General features: G+C 42.4%; 17 protein-coding genes. 11 read left to right on the top strand and 6 right to left on the bottom strand.

All coding sequences use genetic code 11. From position 1 onward, the window contains the following. Nucleotides 1-14 precede the first annotated feature (14 nt). The gene (locus tag AAEY98_RS12695) at nt 15-995 is read left to right on the top strand and encodes a pseudouridine synthase (protein ID WP_335691230.1); all 981 of its coding nucleotides are present in this window, start codon (nt 15-17) and stop codon (nt 993-995) included. Nucleotides 996-1089: 94 nt separating this feature from the next. Here AAEY98_RS12695 and AAEY98_RS12690 read toward each other — a convergent pair whose 3' ends face one another. From AAEY98_RS12690 to metJ, 5 genes are all read right to left on the bottom strand, one after another. Next, a complete protein-coding gene (locus AAEY98_RS12690) occupies nt 1090-2484 on the bottom strand; it encodes a tetrathionate reductase family octaheme c-type cytochrome (protein ID WP_351017355.1) in 1395 nt (464 codons plus the stop codon). A 62-nt stretch (nt 2485-2546) separates the two neighbouring features. Beyond that, nucleotides 2547-4259 carry a DUF3373 domain-containing protein gene (locus AAEY98_RS12685; RefSeq protein WP_162023936.1) on the bottom strand — a complete coding sequence of 571 codons (1713 nt, stop codon included), beginning with the start codon at nt 4257-4259 and terminating at the stop codon, nt 2547-2549. 148 nt (nt 4260-4407) lie between these two features. Further along, the gene (locus AAEY98_RS12680; protein ID WP_101085111.1) at nt 4408-4737 is read right to left on the bottom strand and encodes a c-type cytochrome; all 330 of its coding nucleotides are present in this window, start codon (nt 4735-4737) and stop codon (nt 4408-4410) included. A 366-nt stretch (nt 4738-5103) separates the two neighbouring features. Then, a complete protein-coding gene (locus tag AAEY98_RS12675) occupies nt 5104-5844 on the bottom strand; it encodes a sulfite exporter TauE/SafE family protein (RefSeq protein ID WP_335691226.1) in 741 nt (246 codons plus the stop codon). A gap of 75 nt (nt 5845-5919) precedes the next feature. Continuing rightward, nucleotides 5920-6234, bottom strand: coding sequence for a met regulon transcriptional regulator MetJ (gene metJ / locus AAEY98_RS12670; protein WP_011638970.1), 315 nt, complete (start codon nt 6232-6234; stop codon nt 5920-5922). A gap of 208 nt (nt 6235-6442) precedes the next feature. Between metJ and metB the strand changes: the two genes are divergently transcribed. The 3 genes from metB to AAEY98_RS12655 all read left to right on the top strand — a co-directional run bounded on the left by metB (nt 6443) and on the right by AAEY98_RS12655 (nt 10510). After that, the gene (metB, locus tag AAEY98_RS12665; protein ID WP_162023935.1) at nt 6443-7612 is read left to right on the top strand and encodes a cystathionine gamma-synthase; all 1170 of its coding nucleotides are present in this window, start codon (nt 6443-6445) and stop codon (nt 7610-7612) included. A gap of 131 nt (nt 7613-7743) precedes the next feature. Further along, nucleotides 7744-10137: a bifunctional aspartate kinase/homoserine dehydrogenase II gene (locus AAEY98_RS12660; RefSeq protein ID WP_351017352.1), complete on the top strand. Its 2394-nt coding sequence runs from the start codon at nt 7744-7746 to the stop codon at nt 10135-10137. 163 nt (nt 10138-10300) lie between these two features. Further along, nucleotides 10301-10510, top strand: a complete 210-nt coding sequence (locus tag AAEY98_RS12655; protein WP_350997593.1) for a hypothetical protein — start codon at nt 10301-10303, stop codon at nt 10508-10510. A gap of 298 nt (nt 10511-10808) precedes the next feature. Here AAEY98_RS12655 and AAEY98_RS12650 read toward each other — a convergent pair whose 3' ends face one another. Further along, nucleotides 10809-11300 carry a DUF1097 domain-containing protein gene (locus tag AAEY98_RS12650; protein WP_162023932.1) on the bottom strand — a complete coding sequence of 164 codons (492 nt, stop codon included), beginning with the start codon at nt 11298-11300 and terminating at the stop codon, nt 10809-10811. Nucleotides 11301-11839: 539 nt separating this feature from the next. On the opposite strand from AAEY98_RS12650, the gene metF reads away from it, so the two are divergent. From metF to AAEY98_RS12615, 7 genes are all read left to right on the top strand, one after another. After that, a complete protein-coding gene (gene metF, locus AAEY98_RS12645; protein WP_011638965.1) occupies nt 11840-12724 on the top strand; it encodes a methylenetetrahydrofolate reductase in 885 nt (294 codons plus the stop codon). Nucleotides 12725-12931: 207 nt separating this feature from the next. Beyond that, the gene (locus AAEY98_RS12640; RefSeq protein ID WP_243756329.1) at nt 12932-13519 is read left to right on the top strand and encodes a c-type cytochrome; all 588 of its coding nucleotides are present in this window, start codon (nt 12932-12934) and stop codon (nt 13517-13519) included. Between the two features lie 10 nt (nt 13520-13529). Next, complete coding sequence (locus tag AAEY98_RS12635) at nt 13530-14648, top strand: c-type cytochrome (protein WP_254439833.1); 1119 nt, start codon at nt 13530-13532, stop codon at nt 14646-14648. Nucleotides 14649-14827: 179 nt separating this feature from the next. After that, entirely contained in the window at nt 14828-15130 is a 303-nt protein-coding gene (locus AAEY98_RS12630) for a cysteine-rich CWC family protein (protein WP_351017347.1), read from the top strand. 60 nt (nt 15131-15190) lie between these two features. Further along, nucleotides 15191-15556, top strand: coding sequence for a cupin domain-containing protein (locus tag AAEY98_RS12625; protein WP_162023930.1), 366 nt, complete (start codon nt 15191-15193; stop codon nt 15554-15556). A gap of 228 nt (nt 15557-15784) precedes the next feature. Next, entirely contained in the window at nt 15785-16318 is a 534-nt protein-coding gene (locus AAEY98_RS12620; protein WP_192114148.1) for an SRPBCC family protein, read from the top strand. Nucleotides 16319-16522: 204 nt separating this feature from the next. Beyond that, nucleotides 16523-17887, top strand: coding sequence for an alanine/glycine:cation symporter family protein (locus AAEY98_RS12615; protein ID WP_182744787.1), 1365 nt, complete (start codon nt 16523-16525; stop codon nt 17885-17887). Nucleotides 17888-17935: the final 48 nt, after the last annotated feature.

Here is a 17935-nt window from a genome sequence, read left to right as displayed (position 1 = left end):
TAGCCAAGTTGTTTATGCCTAATTCATCAAACTACACTGCGGATCATCCTCAATCCTCTTCCCAAACACCAAGCGCTGCCATTGCCGCTCAACCTTCGTATATTGTGTTGCCGCGTGCTAATGAATTAGCAGGTAAGCAATACCACACAGTAGTTGAGTTTTTGGTCGATCATTTTAAGCAAATCGATGCCAGTGTGTGGCAGCAACGGATCAAAGATGGCAAAGTTCATTGGCAAAATGGTGAGTTAATTACCGCAGACAGTGTCTATCAAGCCACTGCCAAAGTGTATTATTACCGCGAAGTGCTGGCCGAAACTAAAGTGCCTTTTGCTGAGCTGGTGTTGTATCAAGATCTTGATACCATTGTGGTTTATAAACCGCATTTTTTACCTGTTACCCCAGGCGGAAATTACGTCAATGAATGTTTAGTGCATCGATTACGTATCGCGACTCAAATTGATACGGTCGCCCCAGCACATAGGCTCGATAAAGACACGGCTGGGGTGATGTTAATGACGCTCAATCCGCAAACACGCCATGCATATCATCAGCTATTCTTAGATGACAAGATCACTAAAGATTATCAGGCCATCGCTAAATTAACACCTAGGTTGGTGAGTGAATTAGCCGATAATACTTGTACGCTTCCTATTCATTGGACGGTTAAAAATCGTATTGTGGCGGCAAATCCAAGCTTTACCATGCAGGTGGTTGAAGGCGAGGCGAATAGTCATTCTGAAATCAGTTTAGTGGCGGTAAAAGATGGTTTTGGCTTGTTTGAGTTAAGTCCGATTACCGGTAAAACTCATCAATTACGTGTACATATGCAAAGTTTAGGCATGCCGATTTTACATGACCGCTTTTATCCAGTGCTACAACCTAAAGGGCCGGACAACTTTGATAAACCATTGCAATTATTGGCTAAACGGTTGCGCTTTACCGATCCAATCAGTGCTATTGAACAAGATTTTCAGTGCCAAGGTTTGGATTTTTAGTTGGTTATTTAGCGAATAAAAAAACCGCCATAGTAAAGTCGATAGCGGTTTTTTTGTATCAGCTTATTGCTGTTGCAGTGAGCTTATCTGAGTATTAGTCAGCTTTTGTGTGTTTAATACCTTTACGATTTTTCATTGGGTCGCCATCATAACCAAGGGCTTTCCAGTCTAAACGCTCGCCTTTGTTGTGGCAGTCATTACACTGTAGTGCCTTGTCTTTTGGTGACACCATGTGGTTGATGCGCCACCACATCTCAGTTTCAACAAAGCCATGCTGACCACTGTATTTGAGTCCTTTTTCTACCATGGTTGGGTTAGCTTCCATGCCTAGTTTTGCAGCTAAATCCCAATCAAATTTATCCCAGTAGCCACCTTCACCGTACGTTTTAGGGGTTATCAGAATATTAAGTTTAGCATCATAGATTTGCTTACCCGTGTGCACTTTAAATGGGTAGATTTTAGCTTTAGGGTCGCGAATATCACCTAATGGATAAGCTAATTTAACCGTTTTAGTGGGGTCCATTTTATCGCCAGCCATATACGCATCGGCGCGGCCATTAAACCAGGCATATTGTGGTTTAACGTCTTTTTGCCAAATAAAGCTGCCTTTCTTTTTCATAAAGGTGTGCTTGCCGTATTGGTCTGTTGTTTCAGGAAGATCTTGACCTGCCTGTGACCAATCCCAACGCATTTTGGTGGGTTCATTTTTAGCAAATGATGGTATATGACAAGTTTGACATGCTACCGTTTCCGAGTGGGTATTAAGCTTTGCATTTTTATGAGGCGCAGCATCATGGCAATTTACACAACCAATTTTGTTTTCCCCACCAGGTGATACGCCCATCGAGTTACCGGTAATTTGATGATTTTCAGTAACGTGACAAGTTTGACACTGGAAGTCATTGCCATCGGTATCCATGTGGACATCGGTCGCTTTATCTGGATAAGACATTGATGAGTCTAAATCGCCGTGTTTAACCGCATCACCACCGCCACCGTAAAAGTGGCAACTGCCGCAATTGTCACGCACGGGTGCACCTACATTTTGGGCAACATTGGCTAAATTGACTCTTGCTAAGGCCTCGCCTGCGCCCGCAGGATCTTTAATGTAAGTTCCCGTGGTGTCGTGACAGACTAAGCAATCGACTTTGGTCATGTCTTTAAAGTCGAATGTAGAATCTTTCCAACCATAACCTGCATGACAACTGGTACAACGCGGTTCGTTACCCGATATCGATACACAAAAGTTGTTAATACTGTTTTTTTTACCACGCATCACTGTGCGGTCAGGTAGTTTTTGCTCTAACTCCCAAGTCCAATGTGAAGATTTCATAAACTCTTCAGCATGTTCTTTATGGCAGGTTAAGCATTGTGTCGTCACTTCAGGGCCATTAGCAAAAGGCCCTTTCAGCGCCTCTTTATGGTTAAAGGCAGCCTGTGCGCTACTGCTTAATAACAGTAATACAGCCAGTGCTGATAATAGTTTCATGATATTTGTCCTTACCCCTGAGCTTGTGCTCAGGGGGGCCAAGTTAGAAGGTTAAGTTAGCGTTAGAAGTTAACGGTCAGTGAGGCATTGACGTCATAGGCGGTGTCAACAACGGGCAACATTGAGTACGCGCTACCGGCAATCACATCGTCAACCTTCATCGGTGCACCTACTGGTGAGCCACTTCCGGTATATTCATAGTCGTAATACAAACCGGCTAACTTGATAAACATTTTTGGATTAATATCAAAGATATAATAAGCTTCGGCAACGTGGCCACGAGTGGCTAACTTACTGCCGATTGGGTCGTCTTGTGCTTGGGTGAAGGGACTCCAGTATTTAGAACCGTAGTTATATTCCAAACCGAATTTGCCGTATGGTGCAGGAATTTGCATGCCCACATAAATGCCGTAACCATCTTTGGTGTCGCTATCAACGGTTTCTTTTGGCACCATAATGATTTCAGTACCAGTGCTGTTCAACTCTGCTTCAAATACTGCATCGCTTAACATGCCACCGAACAAACCAGCATTGCCGTTGGGTTCAGCACGAGTCCATCCTAATGAGGCAAACATTTTCAGGTCGTCATCGGTTTCATAGGCATAACCTAGGCCACCTAAGTACATATCACCAATGACACCGCTTGGTTGTACGCGGGTGACGAAGTTAAAGTTGTCGAATTTTTGCATGTCTTGATACATGGTTGGGGCAAAGATACCCGCCAGTTGAGTAGGGAATGCCATGGTGCCCGTAAAGCCATCATTGACATCTTTAGCACCGAATAAAGTGAACTGTAAGAAATGGTTACCGTCATTAATCACGTCGATATTAAACCCGCCGAGGTGGGTATCTTTAGTGATGATGTCACCAAACAATTCGCCATTGCCGTACTGTGATTCAAAGCCTTGGCCATAGCAAAAACGCACTGTTTGACCTTCAATACCGGTGATATCACCCAAGTTGTAACCTAAGGTAAGACCATCGAAGTTGAAATTGACTAAGTGACCTGATGGCGTGCCGCCTCTGAGTTCATTTTCACGATAATGATTTGGTGGACCGTACGTTGAAGGACGACGTCCAATAGAAAGGTAAGTGCCACTGCCGTTAATGTCTTTCCAATTAAAATAGGCGCGCTCTACTTTTAACTCATCACCACTGGTGCTACCGCTACTGGTGCCATCCATGGTGAATGAGTTCCATGAGTCGAATACTTTAACCCCAGCAGAGTCTCCCCAGCTCTTAAACATGGTTAAACGTCCTGCAAAGCTGACGTTATCCCACACTTTAGCATCAATATTTAGGCGTAAGCGCGTGGTATAAAATATATCGTTATCAATGTCCTGTTGGGTTTTTTGGCCCAACAGCATTGGCATAACGCCTTGCAGCATACCGCTTTGAAACGCGCTGGCTAAATCAGGGTTTGCCATCATCATTTGGCCTAACGGTGAGGTAGCGCTATTTGGATCGCCAAATACTCCTGACATGGCTTTAGCGCCAAAGTCAGAAAAGTTAACGTTCATGGCTGGGTTCCAAGTGACGTTTTGATAATGTAATGAATGTGCTTTGGTTCTAAAATCACCCGTAATGGCTATTCTGTCTAAGGCTGTGTGACGCTCGGTTTTGTCAACTCGTGAATTTAAGTAATCAAGATCTTCATTAATAGTAGCGAGTTGTTGTTTAAGATCGGCAATCTTTTGTGCATCGGTATCTGCTGCTAGGCTTGCGCCGCTCATAAAGAGCGCGTTAGCCACTAATATTGAGATGAGAGTTCTCATGGTCTTTCTCCCCTTTATTTGCCAAATAACACGGTCAATTTGGCAAATTTTTTGTGTCAGGATCCCTGAGGCTAAGCCTCACAGTTTTTTCGTTTGGTTTATTGGCTGATGTTTCGTTTAGAACGAAAATAGACTCAGCATTGATGATTTAGCCGCAAGTAGCTGGTTGGTCTGAATCGGCGGCGTGGTCATATAAAAACTGTTGAATATCTTTTATGTCTTTTTCTGATAAGGCTTCAAAAACGGCAGGTTTAGCTTTGTGCTTATCACGAGTAAAGAAACGATCCCATTGGCTCATGGTTTTGGTCATTGGGGTGAGTTCAGGGCCTTCACTGTTAGCGCTGTGGCAGGCTTTACATTCTTTTTTGTACAGGTGCTTACCTTTTTTAGGATTACCACCATCTGCAGCCATCACTTGGGTGCCAAGTGATAATGCCATAGCAACTGCGATACCAACTTTAATGTAAGTGTTCATCATTTTGTCCTCTGTCGGGCTTATTAGGGTTGTGCATTAACAGCATTTAATTATTTCTTTGCTGTAAACAATGTTACCTAAAAGTGAGTAGTGTTAATTTGAAGTAGATCATATCCATGAGAAAAATCTAATTGAAAAAAAGTTAATTGAAAGAAATCTAATGGACTAGTGTGATGTGGATCTATTGCGTAAAGATGATGAGTTTGTTAGGGGAGATAAAAGAGATTTTTTTGATTCTTATTATGGGTATTTTTAGTTGAGAAATAGACTTTTGATAAGCAGGTTTTTACTAAATAGAGGGATTATTAATCATCATTTGAGATCAAGCCCATTGATGGCTGGTTTTGTTTACAGGTGCAGAATAGCTGATTAGCTCATTAACGTGTTGGTCGACATAATCACTAATACAGTGGCACTAATACTACATAACACTAAGGTGACTATGCGGGTTTTATCTTTATCAACGCGGCCAATTAATCTACCTGAGACAAGATAACCAGCAACGACTGAAGGCAATAATAGCAGTGATAGCCATAAATGCTTCACTTCAACTAAGCCGACGATGGTTAGAATAGCTAAGGCAATTAATGAGCTAAACACGAAAAAGGCAGATAATGCCGCTCTAAACTGACTTGGGTCTTGGCCTGCAAGCAAAATGGCCATTGGTGGACCACCGATAGCAGCGATATTGCCAAATATGCCTGAAAATACCCCAGCGATAAATAAACTGAGGCGATTAATGGGGGCGGTAAAGCGAAAAATGCTAAGAATAACAGCAATAAACACAATGCCTGCAATCACTAAGCCTAGTATGGCTTGTGGGGCAAACAGCAATAATCCAGCGCCTAAAAACCCCCCAGGGATCCGCCCGAGTAAGGCATATTGCAAACCATTAAATTGTAGGTGACCGCGTTCTCTAAATAAGGTCATTGCAGAAATGGCAAAGCCCATAACAATAATAGGAACAGGAACTAATTGAGGATTAACAATATACAGTAGCGGGCTTGCAACAACGGCTAACCCAAAGCCAATTAAGCTTTGGGTTAGCGCGCCAAAAAACACGATAATCGATGCCAGTATCAAGGTCGTTGGATCGATAAATGACATCATAAGTTCTCTTTAAAAACATGACGACTTCTTATTAGGGTCGTTTCAAAGTCTGTGAGGTATTGACTAATCAGTGAATTATTCGAGCTCTTCCCACTCGATACCCATATCATCCATTAACTTTTTCGCTTCACTTGGAATGCTATCAGGCTGATCTTTTGATAGATCACCGTCATAAGGTAATGGTTGACCTGTGTACGCATGCAAAAATGCTTCGCATAGCAGTTCACTGTTAGTTGCATGGCGCAGATTATTTATCTGGCGACGCGTCCGCTCATCCGTCAGTACTTTTAATACTTTTAAAGGGATAGAAACCGTAATTTTTTTTACTTGTTCATTTTTTTTGCCGTGCTCGGCATATGGGCTGATATATTCGCCATTCCACTCAGTCATTAACTTACCCTTAACGATAAATACGCTGCAGATTTTAAACCGTTACAATCTCTAGTCAAATTATTGCTACTATTTAATCCCGATTGCAAATAGATTTCTTGATGTTTAGACGTCTAAACGTCTATTTAAGTTGACGGATGGGGATCTCTTAGGTAAATTTGGACGTCTAGACATCTCTTTGTGTGTTTGTGAAATTTTAGGAGTCACCATGACTAAGCATCAAAACGCCACATTGGCCGTTCGCCAAGGTATTGAAACAGACACACAACATGGTGCTATCGTGCCACCGATTTATTTATCGACCAATTATTCATTCGATGGCCACAATAATCCGCGCGAGTTTGATTACAGTCGTTCGGGTAATCCTACTCGATGTATTTTAGGTGACGCACTCGCCAAACTCGAGCAAGGTGCTACCGGCGTGGTGACATGTACCGGCATGGCGGCGATTACATTGGTGACTAGCTTACTTGGCCCAGAGGATTTATTGGTTGTGCCGCACGATTGTTATGGTGGCAGTTACCGCTTATTTACTAACTTGGCCAAAAAAGGCCAATTTAAGTTATTGGTTGTTGATCAAACTGATGCGCAAGCGCTGAGCAAAGCGATAGCTCAAAAACCGAAAATGGTGTGGTTAGAAACGCCATCGAATCCTTTATTGCGGGTGGTAGACATTAATGCCATTAGTATCGCTTGCCATGACGTTGGCGCGCTAGTGACAGTCGATAACACCTTTTTATCACCAATATTACAGCAGCCATTATTATTAGGTGCAGACATTGTTATTCACTCAACCACCAAATACATCAATGGTCATAGCGATGTGGTCGGTGGAGCGGTAGTGGCTAAAGATCCTCAAGTGGGTGAGTTGTTACATTGGTGGTCAAATACTCTTGGGCTTACGGGTTCAGCATTTGACAGTTATTTAACCCTCCGAGGCTTACGTACTTTAGCGGTACGAATTCGTGAGCATCAACGTAATGCACAAAAGATTGTTGAGTTACTCAGCGCCAGTGATGTGGTGGCCAAGGTGTATTATCCGGGTTTAAAAGACCATCTAGGTCACGAAATTGCGGCAAAACAACAACAAGGCTTTGGTGCTATGTTAAGTTTTGAGTTAATTGGCGGCGAAGCGGAAGTGGTGGCATTTTTAAAGGCGCTGTCGTTGTTTAGTATTGCCGAAAGTTTAGGCGGAGTGGAAAGTTTAGTCGCCGTTCCGGCCACCATGACCCATAGAGCAATGGACCCACAAGCAAGGCAAGAGGCTGGTATTAAAGAGACTTTATTGAGACTATCTGTCGGTATTGAAGATGCAGATGACCTCTTGGCCGATATTCAAGCAGGCCTAGCAGCTGTTGCCGCGATAAAATCAGCTTAATTCGAGTTTAAGTTAGCTGTGGTTTCGACCAAATTGGGTAAAATAGCAAAACATGCACTTGCAACACTATTGGTTTCAAAATAGAAGTCTAGCAGTCGCAACAAAAGTCGTAGTTGTTTAAGGAGTCAGTAATGACGCGAAGTCATTTACATAAGTTTGGTGGTTCAAGTTTAGCGGATGCAGATTGCTATCGCCGTGTTGCACATATTCTACTTACGCATGGCCAGAGTGATGATTTAGTTGTGGTATCCGCCGCCGGAAAAACGACTAACTTCTTATACAAATTATTGAGCCTGCGTGACAGCGGTCAGTTGTGGCAAGAAGAGCTGCAAATTCTGATCAGTTACCAGCAGACGTTAATTGAACAATTATTATCAAACGAGCAAGCGCGTGATTTACGCGAACGTTTGTCTACCGACAAATCTCAGTTAGTCAGCTTATTATCTTTAGAGCAACGTAACGATTACCAATTAAACCAAGTGGTGAGTTTTGGTGAACGTTGGTCGGCGCGCTTAATGGCCGCTTTGTTACGAGAAATGGGCGTAGCTGCGACTCATGTCGATGCGTGCTCTATTTTGGTAGCCGATGAAGGCGCCGTACCCAATATTTTAGTGGCTGAGTCTCGTGACAAGGTACAGGCCTTATTAGCCTTGCACCCGCAAGAGCGTTTAGTGATCACCGGCTTTATATGCGCTAACCGCCACGGCGATACCTTATTGCTGGGTCGCAATGGTTCTGATTTTAGTGCCACCTTAATTGCCAGCTTAGCTGACATTGAACGCGTTACTATTTGGACCGACGTTGAAGGGGTATTTAACGCCGACCCGAATAAAATTAATGATGCTAAATTACTCAAGAGTATGTCATTAGCCGAAGCTGACCGCTTAGCGCGCCTGGGCTCTCCTGTATTGCATTCTCGGACCTTACAGCCGTTATTTAATACCGACGTGAGCCTAGCGGTACGCTCAAGTTACGCTTCACACACTGACTTTACTCTAATTGCGCCACTGAGTTCATCAGCAAGTGCGCCAGTAGTGACTAACTTAAATGAAGTGGTGTTGTTTAGTTTTAAAATGAACGCAGACATTGAACCATTGTTGGCTATTTTAGATAAAGCAGGTATCACACCGTTAGCTTATTGGTCTCTGGCACAACATAAGTTTGAGTTGGCGTTAACGCTTGAAAGCCAGAAACAAGTGCAAGCTTTACTCACTCAATACAGCAGTGAATTTTTGATTGAAGAGTTGAGTGCCCAAACTGACTTAGGCCTAGTGGCATTAGTCAGTGCCGATGCTCATCACTTTAGACGCAGTTTTGCCCGACTACTCAGCCGTGATGCCAAACCGATTTATCAAGATGCATTAAGTTTGGTCACCTTAGTCCCGCAAGCTCAAGTGAGTTTATTGACCCAAAAAGTACATCGTCGTTGTGCTGGACCAAGAATGCGTATTGGAGTGTTATTGCTGGGAGTGGGTAACATTGGTGAGGCGTGGATTGATTTGTTTAAACGCGCCAGTCCAGCATTAGATCACGAACTTGAAGCCTCTGTTGAGCTCGTTGGTTTAGTCGGTTCGAAAAAAGCATTAATTTCTAACGACGGAATTAACCTTGAACAATGGCAGCAAGATTATCAACAGCAAGGCATTGAATGGGATTATGATCAGCTTTTTGATCAATTAGCGCAGTTATCATGCGATGAAATTGTCGCTTTAGATATCAGTGCTAGTGCCGCCTTAACCTTACAATATCCCGAGCTATTTGCCCGTGGTATTCATGTGGTAAGTGCCAATAAATTAGCCGGCTCAGGGCCATTGCCATTTTATCGTGAATTAAAGCAGCAGCTGAGTAATCGCCGCTTATTTTGGCGTTATAACGCCAGTTGTGGCGCAGGTTTACCTATTCAACATGCGTTAAATGACTTACGTAATAGTGGTGACACTATTGAAGCGGTGGGTGGTATTTTCTCGGGCACGTTATGTTGGTTGTTCGAAAATTATGATGGCAGTAAGCCGTTCTCAGAATTAGTACTGCATGCTCGCAGTTTAGGCATTACTGAACCGGATCCACGCGATGACTTATCTGGCCGCGATATGCAACGTAAGTTGTTAATCTTGGCTCGCGAGATAGGTTTAGCGGTAGAGCTAGACGATATTAGTCTTAACTCATTAGTGCCTCAAGCTTTAGCAGAGTTGTCACTAGAAGATTTTTTAGGGCGCATCAGTGAGTTAGACGATGATTTGTTGCAGCAGTATGTCGCTGCAGCTGAACAGAACAAGGTGCTACGTTATGTGGCTTCGCTGGATAAAGTCGAAGGTAAGTTACAGGCTGAAGTGGGTTTGCAGTGGGTTGATAATAATCATCCTTATGCGAATTTAACCCCAGGGGATAATGTGTTTGTTATTCGCAGTGCGTTTTATCAAGGTAATCCTTTGATTATTCGCGGTCCAGGGGCAGGGCGTGAGGTGACTGCTGCGGCTGTGCAGTCGGATTTGGTGCATATTTGCAAAGACCTGTTGCAAGAGTAGTTTTGTTAAAAAAGACCATTATTGATGGTCTTTTTTATGTCATATCGGGAATGTTTGAGAGCTGAAATTCAGCTCTTTTCTTTATTTGCCGCAAACCGCTCAACGCATAAATACTAAAATGTTAGATGACAAGTGTTCACATCTTGAAATGGAGTTCAAAATAATGATGAAAATCAAAGTATTTACTAAAGTGTTAAAACCTAAACTAAGCTTTTGGATGAAACCGATAGAACAAGCTGATTGTGGTTTACAAGACGAAATTAATTTATGGTTATCCACACAAACATCTATAGAAATTACAGAGATTAAACAAACTCAAAGCGGTGGATCATTTATGCCAGCGACATTAAATATTACCATTTGGTATCAGTAATATAACGAGATTTTTTTGTAAGTTTAAAGATTTAATCGACATCAATTAAAAGATAGATAATAAAAATGAATAGGTAGCATAAAGCTGCGTCCTTATTCTAAGTGCTGAAAAAGCTCAATAATAGAATGGCTTAGACTTTTTATTATATAAATATCCGATCGAGATTTCGACCAATTTGAAGTGATGTTTATGGATACTATTTTTGCGAGTATTTAAAGATTGGCCCAGTCTTTAGTTATCTTTATTTATTCTCAGGTAACGAATACTCTTAAGGCGACACAATCTAAGTCGCCTGTGCTTAGGCTTCTTCTACTGCGTCATCTTTTAATGATTCAGCTGTTTTATCGGTTAACGTTATTAATAGGCCTGTGAGTAGGCTCATGCTGTAACCGAGTACGGCGCCAATAATAAGTGGTGGAATGATAGCGGCTAGATCAGCATTTAAGGCAAAAGTGATGCAACAACCGATAAAGGTGCCGGGAATAAAGGCGAAGTTTTTATTACTGGCTTGTAAGCACATAAATGCGGTGACAATGCCTGTTAATGCATAGCTGATCATTGGCGAACCTAGAACACCGCTGCCTGCAATAATTAACCAGCCCCAGAATACACCGGAAAGATTGGTCATCATCGCCATCATCATGCCTTTAGCGCCAGTTTCCGTTTGAGCGAAAAAGGTACTGCAGCCCAGAAAGCCGACCCATGTCACGAGATGAAATACATCAGCAAGACCAGCCCAAACAGCTGCTAATAAACCAGCAGAAATTGCAATTTGCCAACGATGCGCCATGGTTGCCTCACAAAAGATTAAAATTAGAACGGTGAGTTCTAAATTTAGCACAATAAACTAAATTTAGGCAGTTAGGTTTTACAAAAGTCGATCCAGTTCGCAAATAAAAGCAACTGCTAATAAAACCAAACGTTATGCAACTCGATAATTGTCAGAGAGTCATCATGTCTACCGCACATTAACATCAGATATAGTCACTAATGCTATTAACTTTGTTAGAACCTAAGTGTTAGCGCACTTTTTAAAAAATAATTTGAACATTATCAAATGACACAGTCTGCAGGCTGATGAAAAAAAAGCCTGCAGATAGATGAACAAACGGCTGTTTTCAGCCGTTTTATATTGTCTATGATTTAGGCCTAGCGTTAATGTGATTATTACAAATTGCTTATTGATGGTTTTTTAGCTTGACTTAGTATGCAGTTAAACTAGTATATGGACATATAGACGTCCAAACGGCCAAATGATTTAGGTTAAGTTAATCATTTAAGCTGATTGGTATAGACTCCTAAGTGTTACAGAAGTTAAAGGAATACATTATGGCTTTTCATCATGCACAACATGCCCAGTCGTTAAATCAGAGCTTGTCTGAGCTGAATGATATTAATGTGTCTTTTGAGTTTTTTCCGCCATCAACGCCAGCAATGGAAGAGATTTTGTGGAATTCTATTCGTCGTTTAGAACCATTGAACCCTAAATTTGTATCAGTAACATACGGTGCCAATTCAGGTGTACGTGACCGTACTCATAGCGTGATTGAACGTATCCAGAAAGAAACCAATCTACTCGCTGCGCCGCATTTAACCTTGGTTGATGCTAGTGATGAAGAATTGGTTGAGCTGGCAAAGCATTATTGGAATTCTGGTATTAGAGACATTGTGGCATTGCGCGGTGATTTACCTGACGGTAGCCCAAAACCAACTCGCTTTGCCAATGACTTAGTGCGTTTACTGCGCTCAGTGGCCGACTTTGATATTTCGGTAGCAGCGTATCCTGAAGTGCATCCTGATGCGCGTAATGCGCAGGCTGATTTAATTAACTTAAAGAAAAAGATTGATGCGGGTGCTAACCGCGCCATTACTCAATTTTTCTTTGATGTTGAATCTTACTTACGTTTTCGCGACCGTTGCGTTACAGCAGGTATAGATGTTGAGATTATTCCAGGGATATTACCTGTGACTAACTTTAAACAAACTAAGCGTTTTGCTGGCATGACCAATGTCGCCATTCCACATTGGTTACATCGTCAATTTGAAGGTTTAGATGACGACCCTGCAACACGTCAATTAGTGGGTGCCAACGTTGCTATTGATATGGTGAAAGTATTGTCCCGTGAAGGTGTTAAAGATTTCCATTTTTATACCCTTAATCGTGCAGAATTAACGTATGCCATTTGCCATACATTAGGCGTGCGTCCAAAGTAGTACAGTGTAACATTCACTCAATTAAAACCCCGTTAATGGTTCCATTAACGGGGTTTTTGTTTAAATATTCGACGTTTGCCGTATTCTTTTTTGAATATATTTAGCCTATGGTGGTAAGACAATAACCAATAACCAATAACGAATGACTAAAGAGGTGTGATGATGAAAACATCCTTTTACAAGCTCGCTGCATTGGCTGGCATAACGATGCTAACTGTTATGACCGCAGAAGCTGCAGAAACAACTTCCCCACAACTGCCGGTTCCTGCTGCGGCTCAGCTATGTACTTCTTGCCACGGTGCACAAGGTCAAGGTATCGACATTATTGGCCCTCGTTTAGCAGGCTTATCTGCCGATTACATCAGCAATCAACTTGCGTTATTTCATGCAGGTAAACGTCAAAATCCAACCATGTTAGCAATGGCTGCAACGGTGCAAGGTGACAATATTGCTGTGGTAGCGCAATATTTTAGTCAGCAACCTGTTGCTGACATTCCGCTCCAATTTCGCGGTGACAAGGTTGGTATTAGCGATCCGTTCGAAAAATTAGCCTTTCAAGGTGACTGGTCACGTACCATTCCAGCATGTGTTAGTTGCCATGGTCCATCTGCCGTGGGTGGCGGGCAGTTTCCTCGTTTAGCGGGGCAGCAAGCCAGTTACCTTAAAACCCAATTATTAGCCTGGCAAGAGGGCTCTCGTACAGGCGATGCTGATAACATGATGGGCAATATTGCGCTGAAATTAACGGCTGCCGAAATCGATGGGTTATCTCAGTTTTTTGCCAATATAAAATAAGGACATGGCTATGAAATTATTATCGCTATTGACCATTGGCGCTCTGTTTAGCTTGCCTTTACAGGCCGATGAATTATTGACCGAAGTTCCGGCTAAGCCTACTGCGGTAAAATCGTCAGAGTCTTCGACGACACTACCCGATCGCCAAGCTGCATTACCTGCGCTGGAGAAAAAAGTTGATGCTGTTTATCTTCAACCCGCACCATTAACTGCTATTCCCGAGGGGGATTTTGGTGACAAGGTTCGGTTAGGTTATCAATTGTTTGTTAACACCCAACAGCTACGAGACAAGTACGTTGGCAATGAGCTCAATTGTGTTAACTGCCATATGAATTCAGGACGACAAGCTAATTCGTCGCCTTTATGGGCTGCATACTTTGCTTACCCTGCTTATCGTAAGAAAAACGATAAAGTAAACTCTTTTCAAGAGCGCATACAAGGTTGTTTTACCTATTCGATGAACGGTAAAGCTCCGGCGGCAAACTCTCCTGAACTTGTGGCAATATCGGCCTATTCTTACTGGTTGGGCATGAGCGGATTAATGGATCAATACAAGGTTGCAGGCCCAGTGCCTGAGTTGTCTGATGTGGAGTTGGTTAAAGGCGGTAAACGGGATGATTTCCCAATGCCAGCAGCTATTGCTAAACATTTGGATACTGCAGCGTTAAGCCAGCTTCCTGGGCGCGGCTATCCGAAAACACCTCAACCTGAACTGGCTTATTCTCCTGAACGTGGTCAGGTAGTTTATCAAGCACATTGCCAAGTGTGTCATAGTGAAGATGGCCAAGGACAAGTGATTGCTGGTGTTACTGCATTACCACCATTATGGGGAGCTCAAAGCTATAATTGGGGCGCAGGCATGCATAGGGTAAATACAGCTGCTGACTTTATTTATGAAAATATGCCGTTAGGTAAAAGCGTGCAATTAACGGTTCAGCAAGCTTGGGATGTAGCGGCTTACCTTAATTCGTTTGATCGGCCACAAGATCCTCGTTTTAACGGTGATGTGAGTAAGACTCAAGCCACCTATCATAAGCACCAAGGATATTATGGCCAATCCGTTGCCGGCAAGCCTGTTTTGGGCACGGCTTCGTATCCGGTTTTCCCGCTTAAAAATAATATAAAGTAATCATATTTGCTTAGTCTAAACCATTAATCTTTGTCAGTTATACCCATTAAGTTAACGTTTAATGGGTATTTTTATTGGTTGTTAATTCATTTTCAGAAATGTAATACGCAGAGCGCTTATTGAGCATGATGCTAAATGTCAGTATATTCAGTCATCATCATCACCATATAGGCTGGGCAATGACATTATTTACTTCAGCAGCACAATCGTGCCCACTTTGCCAGCAAGCTAACGGTTGTGCGATGGAGCAAGGATTAGCCATTGATGCATGCTGGTGTGCTAAGCAAACGTTAGACATGCCATTGATTATTGAGCAGTACAAAGCCGCATCTACTTTGGTTGATTTGCCGAATGGCCAATGTGTTTGTCAGTCATGTATGACTAAATTGGTGCAACAATTCAACATAGACCCCGTTGAAACTTATTCACCAGAACCAGAACCAGAACCAGAACCAAAATCTGAATCAGAACTCAAACCATAACTATAGCCATAACTATAACTATAACCATAATCATAATTACCATTCATTAGGGGCGTTTCTATGCCAACGAAAGTGATTAATTTTAATGACAAGTTCTCTTTGTTCAACCAGCATTGGTCTCCTCGTGTAATTGCAGAAATGAATGACTATCAATTTAAATTGGTTAAAGTCGAGGGTGAGTTTGTTTGGCATGAACATGCCGATACTGACGAAGTGTTTATTGTAATGGAAGGAACGTTGCAGATCGCTTTTCGCGATAAGGACATTACGCTTCAGGCAGGGGAAATGTTTGTTATTCCTAAGGGGGTTGAGCATAAACCCATGGCGAAAAAAGAATGCAAAATCATGATTATCGAACCTCGAGGTGTCGTCAATACGGGTGAGATAGATAGCGATCGAACGGCGTTAAATGATCAGTGGATATAAAGCAGACCCTTTCTGGTCATTTATGACAGGACTCTGTTCATGCGATCGCATTTCAAGCAATAGCCGCTGGTGTGACGTCAATACGATTTTTAATGAGAAGCCATTGTTAACCCAATGTTAATTTTTATTGTTAGCCTGCTGTTAGTCGGTATACTGAGGAGATTGCGTGTTGGCCATTAAGCCAAAAAGTCTGACATATAACGCTATGTATACTAGAGGATAATAATAATGCTTAGAAAAATTCTCGTTGCTGTCGCGACTATTATAGCGATCCCTTTTGTTGTCGCCCTATTTGTTCAAAAAGACTATTCAGTCACTCGTACTATCACCATAGATAAACCGATCTCCGAGGTTTTTGATTACGTTAAACATCTAAAAAACCAAGATAATTTTAGTAAGTGGGCGCAAATGGATCTCGAGATGGTGAAAGCCTACCGCGGTACCGATGCGACAGTAGGCTTTGTGTCTGCTTGGGCAAGTGAAAACCCAGATGTAGGTGTTGGCGAGCAAGAAATTATTGCCATAGATGAAGGTAAACGTATCGATTTTGAATTACGGTTTATTTCACCCTTTGAAGCGACCGAGCCTGCCTATATGAGCACTACAGCCGTTAATGCTAATCAAACTAAAGTTGATTGGGGTTTTAGTGGCCATTTTGCTTATCCAACTAACTTAATGTTTTTGTTTATCGATTTTGAAACCATGATAGGTACTGATTTACAGCAAGGTCTAGAGTCATTGAAAGTGGTACTCGAAAAATAATTTGTATGTGCATGAGCTAATGAATCATCTTGAAGATGATTCATTAGCTCATGCAGTGGCTTGCCATGGTTAACTTAATCGGGGTAATCTAAAAAATGCAATCGTTGCAGTGGAGTTGGGCCACCGTAACCATAATAAAAATAACCAAACATCTAATAATTATAATATTCGACATAAGTCATTACTCATTATGAGGTTTTTTACATGGAAGCAGTCACGCAATTTGTCAGTATGATTAACAGTATAGTATGGGGTGTTCCCATGCTGATTTTGATTTTAGGAGTAGGGCTGTTTCTGTCGATAGGCTTAAAATTTATGCCTATTTTAAAGCTGAATCGAGGTTTTAAATTATTATGGTCGGGTCGTCAGGTTACTGATGAAAGTGAAAAAGGTGATGTCAGTCCGTTTAATGCTCTCATGACTTCATTATCGGCCACCATTGGTACGGGTAACATCGCTGGTGTGGCTACGGCGATTTTTATTGGCGGACCCGGGGCATTATTTTGGATGTGGTGTACGGCGCTCGTGGGTATGGCGACTAAGTTTTCGGAAGCTGTACTGGCGGTAAAATATCGTGAGACAGATGCTAATGGAAACCATGTTGGCGGCCCGATGTATTACATCAAAAATGGTTTAGGCAGTAAATGGGCCTGGTTAGGCACTGCATTTGCTCTGTTTGGTTCGATTGCCGGTTTTGGTATTGGTAATACTGTACAAGCTAACTCAGTCGCTGATGCAATGAGCAGTAACTTTGGTGTACCTAATTGGGTTACTGGTGTGGTGTTAATGGTGCTAGTGGGTGCGGTACTCATGGGCGGTATTAAACGTATTGCTGAAGTGGCGGGTAAGTTAGTGCCATTGATGACGGTATTTTATATTACCGCAGGTTTAGCTGTATTGATTGTATATGCAGACGAAGTACCTGCTGCTTTTATGTTGATTATTGAAAGTGCCTTTAACCCAGTAGCAGCTCAAGGTGGTTTTGCGGGTGCAGCGGTATGGGCTGCGATTCGTTTTGGTGTGGCACGTGGTGTATTTTCAAATGAAGCGGGGTTAGGGAGTGCGCCAATTGCTCATGCGGCGGCGCAAACTAATAACCCAGTGAAACAAGGTTTAGTGGCCATGTTAGGGACGTTTATTGACACGCTCATTGTGTGTTCAATAACGGGCTTGGCGATTGTAGTTTCTGGTGCGTGGACATCTGGCGAAAACGGCGCTGCATTAACCTCTCTTGCATTTTCACATGCTTTGCCCATGGGTAATTATATTGTGGCCATCGCATTGGCTGTGTTTGCCTTTACCACTATTTTAGGGTGGAGTTTTTACAGTGAAAAATGTATTCAATACTTATTGGGCGACAAAGCGGTTAAGCCATTTCGTCTAATCTGGACCTTGGTTGTGCCTTTGGGTGCAGTAAGTTCGCTAGAGTTTATTTGGTTATTAGCCGACACGTTGAATGCGATGATGGCGATTCCAAACTTAATTGCGTTAGTGCTATTAAGCCCTGTGGTATTTGGCTTAACCCGTGAATACTTTATCAAGCAACGTGCACTAAAAGCCAAAGCATAGTGTGAGTAAATCGTGTGGGTAAATAGTGCAGGTGCATTGTTCGGATAA

This window comes from Shewanella sp. AC91-MNA-CIBAN-0169, assembly GCF_040310165.1.
GTDB lineage: Bacteria > Pseudomonadota > Gammaproteobacteria > Enterobacterales > Shewanellaceae > Shewanella.
Note: the sequence above shows the minus strand (reverse complement) of the source record. Positions and strands in the feature narration are given on the sequence as shown.